Consider the following 11,968-nt stretch of genomic DNA (forward strand, 5'->3'; position numbering starts at 1 on the left):
CTCCCCCGCTACCTGGCGGGCGATCGCAAGGAAGACGGCTCGTCCGCGGCCACCAGCGCCGTCCCGGGCCCGATGTAGAACGCGTTGCCTCGCCAGGCGACCCGCCGGTTCGAATACGCGTTCAGCCAGCAGAAGAACCAGCACAGCGTCCGGAGCGGCTCCGCCGCCACCAGCGCCAGGTTGGAGCGCGTCGGGCGCAGCATCTTCAAGGCCAGGAAGGTCCCCAGGCTCTGCAGCGTCCAGGCGAACAGCCACATCTCCAGCGCGAGGCCCGTCGGGTTGAGCAGCAACGTGAGCCACGCGATGAGCAGCGGCGAGTTGAGCGGCTCCACCGCGAAGCAGCGCGGAACGAGCGTGCGCCGCATCTTCGCCCAGCGGGTGTGCCGATCCAGCATGCGCGTGAGAGAGCCGCTCGTGTTCCGGTTCTCGATCGGATCCAGGCAGAGATCGACGACGAACCCGCACGCGCTGAAGCGCTGTCCGAGCATGTCGTCCTCCGCCAGCACGTGGGCCACGCTCTCGAACCCTCCCACCCGCGCGAGATCGACCCGCCGCATCGCCATCGACTTGCCAACGCTGATCGACCGCCCCGCGAGCTCGGCGGCGGCGACGACCCCGGGCGCGATGAACGCCCCGAGCTGCGCGTTCTCGACCACCGCGCCGAGCGTCCGCTCCCCCGTGCCCACGACGACGCTCGAGACGAGCCCCACGCCCGGCCGCATCAAGATCGACAGCAGCGATCGGAGGTAGTCTGGACGGACACACACGTTCGCGTCCGAGATGACGAGCACGCTGCCCTCGGCTCTGCGCTCGAGCTCGAGGAGCTGCGCCACCTTCGGGTTCAACGCCTCGTTCGGATCCGTCAGGCAGAGCCGCGCCTTCACCTCGGGGTGCGCCGCGATGAAGGCCTGGATCACCGGCACCGCCCGATCTTCTCGCGAGGCGACGCCGAAGACGATCTCGTAACAGGGGTAATCGAGGCGGGCGAAGGATTCGAGGTTGTCGGCGAGCCCGTCGTCGACGCCCGCGACGGGCTTGAGGATGCTGACGAACGGGGTCGCCCCGGGCGGCCGCCATGCGTCGACCGGCGCCACGAGCCGGTGCCGCGCGATCCTCCAGAGGAAGGAGGTTTGGATCGTCGCGTAGATGATGGATGACAGCGCCGTCGGCGCGACCGTCGCCAGATCTCCCCAATCCATGGATGGCCATGCTGATCGAAACGCGTGGCGTCTCGATGGCCGGACCGCAAACCCAGCGCTGACTTTTCGCGACCGAGGCGTGACAGGCCCTCACGGCCACGACACACGGTGATGGCCGGTACGAACTCGGGTTGCGTAGGATCCGTCGCCGACGCACGCGCGCCGGGTCGACGCGGGCGCATCGGCGCGACCGGGCAGGGTCAGCTGATGCGGCCGATCAGCTCGCGCGTGATGTTCTTCTGATGCGACTCGAGCGTCCCGCCGCCGATCTCGAGCAGCTTGGCGTCACGGAAGAAGCGCTCCACCTTGTACTCGGTGCAGTAGCCCCAGCCGCCGAGCACCTGCATGGCGTTGTCGGCCACCTCCTTGCCCACCGGCGCGGCGAAGAGCTTTGCCGCGTCCGTCCCGAGCCGGTTCCTCCGCTCGGGGCTGACGTTGCGCGCCACCGCGTAGATGAGGGCGCGCGCCGCCTCGGTCTTGGCGTAGCTCTCCGCGATGTAGCGCTGGATCTGCCCGTGCTCGGCGATGGGCTTGCCGAAGCTCTTCCGCTCTCCGGCGTACTGGATCATGATCTCCAGACAGCGGTCCGCGATTCCCAGGCTCATGGCCGCGAGCGTGAGGCGCTCCAGCTCCAGGTTCCTCATCATGTTGCGGATGCCGCCCCCCTCCTGGCCCAGGACGTTCCAGGCGGGCACGACGCAGTCGTCGAAGAGGAGCTCGCTCATCGTGCTCCCCCGCATTCCCATCTTCGGGGTCTTCTCGTCGGTCGAGAACCCGGGGAACCCCCGCTCCACAACGAAGGTCGTGACCCGGCCCTCGATGGTCGCATAGACCAGGAAGATCTGGGCCTCCGGGGCGTTCGTGATGAGCGCTTTGCGCCCCTTCAGGATGTACCGATCCCCGTCGCGCCGGGCGAACGTCTTCATGCCGAGGACGTCTGTCCCGCTCGTCGGCTCGGTCATGCCCATCGCGCCGATCCACTCGCCGGAGAGCACCTTCGGCAGGTACCGCGCGCGCTGCTCGTCATTGCCGGCGTGGAAGAGGTTGTTCACGAACAACATCGCGTGGGCGAGATACGCGAGCGTGAACCCGGGATCGCTCTTCGCGAGCTCGTGGTGGACGATCACCGCGGCGACCGCATCCATGCCCGCGCCCCCGTACTCCGAGGGCACGGTCACGCCGAGCAGGCCGAGCTCACCGAGCCGCCGCATCAGGGGAACGTTCAGGGTGGCGCTCCGGTCGTGCTCGTCGGCCTGCGGCTCGACGACCTCACGGGCGAAATCCCGCACCATCTGCCGCAGCATCCGGTGCTCTTCCGTCGGGTTTTCCAGATCGCTTTCCATTGCGGAGGATGACGCGCTCATCGCGGCCCAACGTAGCACGCGGGGCCGCGCGTCAGCGATGGGGTGGCACGCCATTCGCCTCGTCCCTCGATGGACCCTCATCGAAAGGGGCACGAATGAGAAGCTGGACCGATGTGGTGCTCTGGAGCGTGGTGCTTGTCTCGCTGCTGACCTGGCTGCTCGCCGTGTTCGGTGTGCTGGCCGTGCACCCCTGGACCCCCGCGCTCCTCGTGATCTCCGCCGCCTTCGCCGTGACCGGGATGCTACGGCAGATGCCCGGGCGGCCGCGGCTCTGAGCCGGCGGGAGCGGCCGGGGCGTCCCGCGGCGCGTCCGTCGCTGTCACCGCGGGCGAGGGCCCGTCCTGGCAGCACCGGACGCCGGTCGAGTAATCGAGGTAGCTCCTCGGGTGGGCCGTGACGAGGGCCTCGCAGCCTGCGCGTGTCGAGCGCGAGTAGAAGCCGCCGGCGAACGCTCCGCCCGGCTCGTTCACCCACTCATCGAGGTTGCCCACGAGATCGTAGACCGCGTCGCTGCCCCAGCGGCTCCTGCACCGCGGGCTCCCGCCCGTCTCCCGGAGCAGCGGCTCCCTGGCGCTGCGCACGCGGTTCAGCCGGGGATCCAGGTGGCCAATCGACGCGTTGCCGTGCAGCAGAGCGGCGGGGTGCGCCGGCCGGTAGACATTGCACGCGCCCTCCTCGAACGTGTCGCCGTACGGGTACAGCGTGTCGTCCTCGCCGCGGCACGCCGTGACGAACTCCTCGACCGAGCAGAGCCGCTTGCCGACCGAGGCGCAGGCGCTCTCGGCCACGAGGCCGGTCACGTAGCCGCTCGGCCGCACCCCGGACCGCGAGCGGGCCAGAGCGGCGATCGCCCGGCCGCGCTGCCAGGGGGCGAGCAGGGGCAGGGGGAAGGCGCGCGCGTGGACGTCGCCGATCCGCCGCAGGCCGGTCGACCAGTCCGCGAGGGTGAGCTCGAGCAGGTTCGGGGTCGACGGGTAGTCGGGCGAGAGCGCCTGTCCGGTGGCGCCGTCGACGAGCATCGCCTCGAAGCGATCGATGCAGAAGCGGCCGCCGTCGACGGCCACCATGTCCGCCGGGCACGCGGGCCCGCCGGACAGCGCGGCCGCGGGCGCCTCCGCGGGCTCTCCTGCGGCCGAGCGCGCCGCCGCGCCCCCGCCCGCGGGCAGCGCGGGGCGAGCGACGCCGGCTTCGGCCTGCGCGTCGAGGCCGCTCACGGCGCTCCCGAACCACCGCAGGCTGCCGTCGGAGGCCCAGACGACGTCGCCCACCACGCAGGCGCCGGGCGCCGCGAGCTCCGGGACGGTCACGAAGGCGCCGGGCGCCGGCGCCGGGACCGCGCGCCGCGCGGGCTGCCCGTCGACGCAGAGCGCGCCGGTGTCGTCGGCCGGCCAGGGCTGCGACGCGAGCTCGGCGCCCTCGTCGTCCAGCCACACCACGTGGCGCCGGGCCGCGTCGCTGAGCAGCGCGCCCCCCTCGGGCAGCGCGACGAGCCGCACCGCGAGGTCGCCCTCGACGATCGGCAGCGAGGTCGCGCGCGCCGCGCCGGGCCGGCCGAGCGCGTCGATCGAGAGCGCCACGACCGTGCGCGGATCCGCGGCGCTCACGCCGGCAACGATGGCCCCGCCGCCGCGGCGCTCGCAGGCGTCGAACCCCGCGCGCACCGGCGAAGCGACGGCGAGGGCGGGCGGCGTGCGGCCTGCGGCGACGGGCTGGAGCGCGCCGGGCGCGGGCCCGCCCTGCGCGCCCGGCCCGGTGAGCGCGCCCGAGGCGTCGAGCCAGGTGATCTGGAGCCTGTCGCCGAGCACCTCGAGGAAGAGCCCGCGCTCGCGGCCGCCGACGAGCGCCGTGCTGTCCTCGTGCGCGCGCCCCCGCAGCGCGGGCACCACGAGCGGTTCGGGCAGGAGCCGCGCCACGTCGGTCCTCGCGAGCCACCAGGACGACCCGATGCGCGCGGCGCGCCGCCTGTCGGTGGGGCGCTCCGGCTCGCCGATCGGCGTGCCCGGCGCGCCGCCGCCCGCAGGCGTGGCGCCGAGGCGATCTGGCGTCGCCGCCGCGGTGACCTGGGCGCGCGCGTCGAGCCGGTGGAGCTGCCCCGCGGCGAAGGCGAGCCCCTCGCCGTCCGTCGCGAGCGCGCCCCACGCGACGCGCGCGCGCCGCGCCGGGAACGGGTCCGGCTCGCGGCGCGGCTGCCCGTCGGCGCGCGAGGCCGAGAAGAGCCCGCCGGAGATCGTCTGGAAGTACGCGCGATCTCCCGCCCACGCGGCGAGCCCGGGATCGTACCCCGGCTGCCCCGGGGCGCGCCGGGCGCCGCTCGCGGCGATCCGCTCGAGCGCGCCGATCTCGGCCGGCGTGACCGGGCTCGCGTCCGCGAGGCGCGCCGGATCCACGGCGCAGACCGCCCGGGGCGCGGCGCCGGCGGCCAGCCGCTGGAGCGAGGGCGCGACGCGCGTCGCCTGGCAGGCTCCGTTGCGGCCGGTGACGTCGACGACCACGGCGCCTGCGCTCGCCGTCACGAGGCGTGGATCCTGGTGGCCGCGCAGCGCGCCGTACTCGAGATCGCCCTCGACGACGACGGCGCGCCGGCCTGGATCGAGCTTGCCGTCCTCGCCGAGCGAGGCGAAGGCGATCTGCGCGCTCCCGAGCCACGACGTGCTCGTCTTCTTCGAGCTCGCCGCGTAAAACAAGAGGTCGATCGCGCCTGGCCGCCCGCCTGCGTCGATCAGCCCCATGCCGTCGAGCGGCGGCCGGAAGCGCAGCCCGGTGGGGGACGACGTGGCCGCGATCCCTTCGGACGGCGAGACCCAGCGGAGCCGCACCTCGACCTCGGGCAGCGGGTCGGGCCGCTTCGGCCTGGGCGCGGGGCGCGCGGTCTTCGTGGGCCGATCCTCGCGCCCGCGGCGCTCGCCGCGCTTCTTCCGCGTCGCCTTGCCGCTCGCGCCGGAGGCCTTTGCCGGCTGCTTCGGCTTCGCCACCGTCGCCTTGCGGCCGGGGGCCTTGCGCCCGGGCTTCGCTGCGGCGGAGCGCTCGCGCGCGGTGCGCTGCGTCGGCGTCGTGGAGCTCGCGCGCGGCGCGGTCCCGGCGAGCTCGATCAGCGCGACGCGCTCGCCCACGGCGGCCATGGCGTGCGCGTGGATCGGGGCGCACGTGCGCGATGCGGCCGAGGCCTCGCCGGGGAGGATGGCCGTCACGCAGAGCTCGTCGCCCTGCGAGGTGAGCAGCGTGGTGGTCCCGTCCGGGGAGGAGTGGGCGCCGGCGAGGTCCTCGTCGAGGAGCAGGTGCGGCGGTCCGAGCTCGCCGGTGGCAGCGTCGAGCCGCCTGACCCAGCCGGCGCGATCCGACGACAGCTTGGAGAGGAGCAGCACGGAGCGGCGGTCGAGCGACGGCTCGATCGTGAACGGGAGCGGCTGCACGGCCGCCGTGCCGAGCGGCGTGCGGCCGGGGGGAGCCTCGCTCGCCAGGGCGGTCGCGGCGGCGCCGATCGAGGGCGCGCTCTCCCAGGCGGGGACCGGGGCCGCGCTGGTGCCGGGCGCGTGCGCCGCGGTGCCGGTCTGTGCGGGCGCGTCCCGCAGGGAGCCGCCGGAGCACGCACCCGCGCCGCAGGCGAGCGGTACGAGCAGGGCAGCGATCACGGATCGGGGGGAGAGGGGGGATCGGGGACGACGCATCCTTCGTTCGCGCTCGGGTCTCCTTGTCCGCGTGCCTGCCCGGGACGGCGGCCGAGCCTAGCGCGGGCGCCGGCCGCACGCTCGCGGTTGGTCCGGAGCGGCGGTCCGTCCCTCGTCGTGCGAGGCAGGCCCACGGGCCCGTGTCGGCCAGGTCGCCGCAGGCGGAGCGTCGCCCGCGTGAAGGGCTGAGGCGCGCCGGAGCGGCCCGGTGGAGGCGGCCGCGAAACCGCAGAGAGGTTTCCGCGTAGCAGCGGATGAACCCGCCCGACGGAGCGCGCAGGGAAGCGCGCGCCGCGAGCTCGCGGCGCGCCGTGCGCGCTGTCACGACCGAGGTGCGCCTCGACGATCGACGCACCGACAAGCCCGCGCCGCTGGGTTCAGGGCGCCATTCCCCAGGAGTTTTCTCATGTTTCGGAGCACGATGAGCGTCACGGCTCTGAGCTTCGGTATCCTCGCGGCGGCGCTGCCGGGCTGCACCGGATCCGGCGAGGCGCCTGCGTCCGCGGCGCCGACGTCCGCCGCCTCTGCTTCTCGGCCCCTTTCGTCCCTCGCGCCTGCATCCCTGCCCTGAGCGGCGTGTACGCCTCTGGATACACCTTGGTAGACCCCGTCTCCGAACCAGGACGGACGGCCGCAGGACTCCGTGCCTCTGCCACCGTCGCGCGGTCCGCGAGCGGACAGGCCCTCTCGTGGCTCCTGTCGCGCGTCGAGGATACGTCGGGCAACGCGGTCGCTTGCGAATACACCCCGAGAGCGATCCCGTCCGCTACCTCTCGCGCATCAGCTGCAACGGTCTCGAACGGGCTTTATCGCGACGCCGGGGCTCGCGGCCCCGCAGGCTGGCTGTGGCGTGAAGGCGGCCCCTTGGATGCGGAAATCGACCTGTTGATATCGCGTCGCTTTATCAGAAGGTAGCGGTTCGCATCGACCATGTTCCGTCACCGGAGGTGAGCGCGTCGATTCGCCCTTGATTGAGTCGGTTTTGTCGACAACGTCAGCGGGAAATCGAACGAGACATCAGAGCGAACGGTGGGGCTTTGCTCCCCTCCTCTCCACCTCCCTGTGAATCTCCCGCGAAAATAATTCGCGGGGATGTTTCAGGGGTCGCCCTTGACTGGACCGGTTTTGTTGGCCATATCGGTGGGAAATCAAACGAGGCGCCAGAGAGAAGGGTGGGACTTTACTCCCCTTCTCGCCGTCTCCCTGTGAATTTCCCCGAGAATATCGCGGGGATGTTCCAGGGGTCGTCCTTCGCGTCCTCAAATCGTTTCCTCGAGACGGCGCCCTTTGGTCTGCGCCGTCTCCCGATCCTTTTTGCTTCATCCATCACGAGGTCAAGTAGCAATGCGTCAACGTCGTACCTTCGCACATCTCTGGCTCCCGCTCTTCTGCCTTCCCGCATGCGTCTCTTTCGATTCGCCCGACTCCGTCGAGGCGATCGCGTCGCAGCAAGCGGCCCTCTCCGGCACGGATCTGACCCCGACGTCCACGGCCGACGTCGGCGATATGTGGGGAAATCTCCCGGGTGACGAGGGCATCGACAAGGTGCACGACGGCGACATCGACACCAAGCTCTACATGCCCCGCCGCAAAGACTGGATCCAGTACCGGATGCAGGCTCCGTCGATCATCGTTTCGTACGACATCACCTCGGCCAACGACTACCCGGACCGTGATCCGCGCGACTGGACCTTCGAGGGCTCTTACGACGGCCTGACCTGGCACGTGCTCGACACGAGAACGAACGAGTCCTTCACCTCGCGGCACCAGACCCGGTCCTTCACTTTCTCGAACTCGAATGCGTACCTCTACTATCGCTTGAACGTCAGTGATAACTTCAGCGACGACGACGATTACAACGAGCTGCAGCTTGCCGAGCTGCGCGTCGGTGGCTCGGTGGCGGCGGGCACCATGCCCGGCACTCCGGCGCTCGGCGCACCGAGCGTGAGCTCGAGCGCCGTCACGCTGACCTGGGCGCCCGCCGCGAACGCCACCGGCTACTACGTCCAGCGCGTGAACGACGACGGCAGCGGCACCACGGAGTTCTTCACGAGCTCCACCAGCTACACCGACACGAACCTCGCTTCGGGTACGGGCTACCTCTATCAGGTGCAGGCGGTGAACGGCGCGGTGCGCGGGTTCCCGTCCGCGGTCTCCGCGCGCGCCACGACCGCGGGAGTCGCCGCTCTCCAGGACATCACCGCGCTCTCCTCGTCCGTGCCCGTCGAGCAGCACCCTGGAAACGAAGTCACCGGCGAGGAGGTCACGAAGGTCACGGACAACAATCCGTTCTCGAAGTACTACGAGCCGAGCTCCAGCACCTGGATCCGGCTCGCGACGCCGAGCTCCGTGGTCCAGAGCTACAGCCTGACGTCCGCCAACGATTTTCCGGTCCGCGATCCGAAGGACTGGACGCTCGAAGGTTCGAACGACGGCACGAGCTGGACCGTGCTCGACACGCGAACCAACCAGTCGTTCACGAACCGGCACAGCACGCGCACGTACGCCTGCAACCCCGAGCACCTGGAGTTCAGCCACTACCGCCTGCACATCCAGGCCAACCACAACGACGTTAGCACGCAGCTCGCGGAGTGGCGGCTCTTCGGCACGAGCAGCGCCTCGCTCGCCGCGCCGGCCGCGCCGGGCAACCTGAACGCGCAGGTCCTGTCGGGCAATCAGATCCGCCTCACCTGGACCGACAACGCCGGGCAGCTCAACCCCGAAACGTCGTACCGCGTCGAGCGAGCCACGAACTCGAGCTTCACCTCCGGTCTCGTGATCGGGACCACGGGCGCCGGCAGCACCGAATTCCGCGCCACGGCGCTGGCGCCGAGCCAGACCTACTATTTCCGCGTCAGCGCGCTGAACGCGGCGGGCAGCTCGAGCACGGTCGGACCCGTGAACGCGACCACCACCGCGAACACACCGCCCCTGTCGTTCGTGGAGAACGGCTGGTACGGCGGCCAGAATCGCACGGTAACCCGCACCTACTCGGACGCGCACATCGCCACGTACTTCGACCAGTACGTCCCGAACCCGACCGGCGTCACCTGGGTGAACCCGATCATCAGCGAAGCCTGGGCGTACGCGAAGGACACCTACGGCAGCATGGTCGACCCGATCCTTTACGTGATCGGAAACCAGGACGACGCTCCGGGGGACGAGGGCAGCGACGCCTACGACGCCGCGGGAGTCGTGTACGCCTCGAGCGACGAGGCATCCTATCGAAACATCATTTTCACCAACACCGAGGATTGGTCGGTGCCGGACTACGGCTGGGCCCTGCAGTCGCTGATCCACGAGATGGGGCACATCGTCGAGAGCAACAACAACGGCATCGCGGGCTCGCCCGCCTTCAATGCCTGGGGTGACAGCAAGTGGGCCGACATCTTCGGTTACGACGTACACCTGCACCTGACCACGACCCCCTCGAACATGGCCTCGCAGTTCTACGAGGAAATGCTTCTCAAGACCGATGATTTCGGCGTTCACTGGTTCCGCGACTGGTACTATCCGCTCTATGCTGGTGAGTTCGGCAACACGGCCGCGGACCACAAGGGCAGCCGGTTCCTTGCCGGGTTCTTCGAGCTCCTCGCCGAGCATCTGCCCACGATCAACAGCAGCTACGGCGGTCGCCCGCTCAACCTCGGCGAGTACATCCACTTCTGCTCGGGCGCCGCGGGGGTGGACCTCGAGGACGAGGCCCGGCTCGCTTTCCGCTGGACTCCACAGCTCGAGCTCGATCTCGCCAGGGCGCAGTCCGAGTTCCCCGCCGTCTCGGCGCTCTACCTCGCCAATCGCGCCCCCGGGTTCACGTTCGATCCGATCACGCGCGGCGCCACGCTCAACGTGGCGCTGTCCGGGCAGACGCTCGCGGGGACGGCTGCCGATCCGGACCTCGGCGACACGCTGACGTACGCCAAGCAGAGCGGCGCGAGCTGGCTCACGGTGGCGAGCGACGGCACGCTGAGCGGTACGCCGCCCACCGGCGGGCTGAGCACGGCCGTCGTGCGGGTCACGGATCAGAACGGCCTCTTCGATACGGCCGAGCTCGTCTTCGACGTGACGGGCGGAACCTGCACTCCGGAGAGCGACGCGCAGCTGTGCGCGCGGCTCGGCGCCAGCTGCGGCAGCGTGAATGACGTCGACAACTGCGGCGCGCCGCGCAGCGTGAGCTCGTGCGGTAGCTGCACGGCCCCCGAGACCTGCGGCGGCGGCGGCACTCCGAACGTGTGCGGCGGCTCTGGCGGCAGCGCTCCTTGCAGCGGCCTTTGCTCGAGCCCGGTCGTGTTCTCGACCCAGAGCTACCCGTCGGGCAACCTCGGCACTGCGGCCACCTGCCACGAGACCCTCGCGAGCCTGCAAGGGCTCAACTGCGGCAACTTCGCCGCGGGGCGGACCTTCCGCATCAACGGCGTGCTCGTGACCTGCAACGGCGCCAATGTCACCTTGCCGGCCACGCGAAACGGCGGCTACTGCATGCAGGCCAGCGCCGGGAACGAGCCCTGGGCGTACTTCGCGACGTTCTGAGCTCCTGCGCATAGGTAAAAGAAGCCGGTTCGCTGCGCGATGAAGTGTGGCGCGGCGAACCGGAGGGGCGGGAGCGCGAGCGTCATGGCGGCTCGTTCATGGGAACGTGGGCAGGTAGGGCGCTGCCTCCCGGCTCCGGAAGTGGAGCGCGGTCGCTGTCGGGCCGCGTCGCGCGCTCTCCGCTTCAGGAACGGCGATCCGCCGTCACGACGCGCAGGTGCTTCGCCACCTTCGTCGCGCGGCCGACGTCGGGAGACAGCGCGGCGCCGATACCGTGGACGTCCTCGTCCGCGGTGACGCCGAAGCCGTGCCTGGCGAGGAGCGCGCGCATCGCGTCGGCGGTGAACGCGGAGCGCAGCGGCTCCCCGAGCCGGCGCACGAGCAAGCCGACCACGCGGAGTATGAGCGCGGGGCTGTGATAGAGGATGACGAGGCGGCTGCCCGCGGCCGATCGCTGCGCGAGGACGGCGAGCGTCGCCTCGACGTCAGCCGGGGTCAGGTACATGACCACGCCCTCCCAGATCCAGGTGGTCGGGCGCGCGGGATCGTGGCCTGCCTTCGCGAGCGCGCCGTCGAGGGCGTCGCGCTCGAAGTCGACGGGTACCCAGCGGATGTCCCGCGCGCACGGGGAGAGCGCCCCGACGCGCGAGCGCTTGTCGCGCTGCGAGTCCGGGTGATCGACCTCGAAGACGACGACGTCGCGCAGCTCCGGCATGCGCCACGCGCGGCCGTCGAGGCCGGCGCCGAGGATGACGAGCTGCGGCGACGTGGCCCCTCGGATGGCGTCGTCGATCGCTACCGTGCGCGCGACCATCACCTTCGACTGGCGCTCGAGGTACGCGCGGCCGAGGCGCCCGCGTAGCCCCTTCGGCGTGACGCCTGCACGGAAGCGCTCGACGCGGGCTCGGACCTCGTCGGGCAGGAGCGCCATCGCCGTCGGATCGGAGAACCGCGTCACCGTCGTCGCGCCGTGCGCCGCTGCACGTCCCATGCACACGAGCTCCGCGGTCCGGCTTGCGCGCCCAGGCTTCATGCGTGGAACGATAACGGCGCATCCATCACCCGCAAGCCCTGCGGATAGGTGCGCATTCGCTCTTTCGAGCAACCACGGGGCTCTCCGCAACGCTGGCGAACCTCACGTCAGTCGCCGACCTCCCCCGCGAGCCCGAGCTGCACCCCGTGATCGCGCTGGTCATAGAAAGCCCAACGA

The 11,968-nt window shown here is 70.9% G+C and carries 6 protein-coding genes; 2 read left to right on the forward strand and 4 right to left on the reverse strand.

Annotated features, from left to right (window positions below; genetic code table 11):
• Positions 1 to 8: 8 nt before the first annotated feature.
• Together POL72_RS19480 and POL72_RS19485 are read right to left on the reverse strand one after the other, a co-directional pair.
• Positions 9 to 1,199, reverse strand: coding sequence for a glycosyltransferase (locus tag POL72_RS19480; RefSeq protein WP_272096944.1), 1,191 nt, complete (start codon positions 1,197 to 1,199; stop codon positions 9 to 11).
• Between the two features lie 200 nt (positions 1,200 to 1,399).
• A complete protein-coding gene (locus tag POL72_RS19485; protein ID WP_307730599.1) occupies positions 1,400 to 2,617 on the reverse strand; it encodes an acyl-CoA dehydrogenase family protein in 1,218 nt (405 codons plus the stop codon).
• A gap of 41 nt (positions 2,618 to 2,658) precedes the next feature.
• On the opposite strand from POL72_RS19485, the gene POL72_RS19490 reads away from it, so the two are divergent.
• On the forward strand, positions 2,659 to 2,838 hold the full coding sequence (locus POL72_RS19490; protein ID WP_272096946.1) for a hypothetical protein: 180 nt from the start codon (positions 2,659 to 2,661) through the stop codon (positions 2,836 to 2,838).
• Here the strand turns inward: POL72_RS19490 and POL72_RS19495 are convergent.
• Positions 2,806 to 6,192 (reverse strand): hypothetical protein, encoded by a 3,387-nt coding sequence (locus tag POL72_RS19495; RefSeq protein WP_272096947.1) that lies wholly within the window; start codon positions 6,190 to 6,192, stop codon positions 2,806 to 2,808. The two genes, POL72_RS19490 and POL72_RS19495, sit on opposite strands and share 33 nt — an antisense overlap.
• 1,380 nt (positions 6,193 to 7,572) lie before the next feature.
• Between POL72_RS19495 and POL72_RS19500 the strand changes: the two genes are divergently transcribed.
• Complete coding sequence (locus POL72_RS19500; protein WP_272096948.1) at positions 7,573 to 10,758, forward strand: fibronectin type III domain-containing protein; 3,186 nt, start codon at positions 7,573 to 7,575, stop codon at positions 10,756 to 10,758.
• 184 nt (positions 10,759 to 10,942) lie between these two features.
• Here POL72_RS19500 and POL72_RS19505 read toward each other — a convergent pair whose 3' ends face one another.
• Positions 10,943 to 11,791: a class I SAM-dependent methyltransferase gene (locus POL72_RS19505; protein ID WP_272096949.1), complete on the reverse strand. Its 849-nt coding sequence runs from the start codon at positions 11,789 to 11,791 to the stop codon at positions 10,943 to 10,945.
• Positions 11,792 to 11,968 lie beyond the last annotated feature (177 nt).

Source organism: Sorangium aterium (assembly GCF_028368935.1).
Lineage (GTDB): Bacteria > Myxococcota_A > Polyangia > Polyangiales > Polyangiaceae > Sorangium > Sorangium atrum.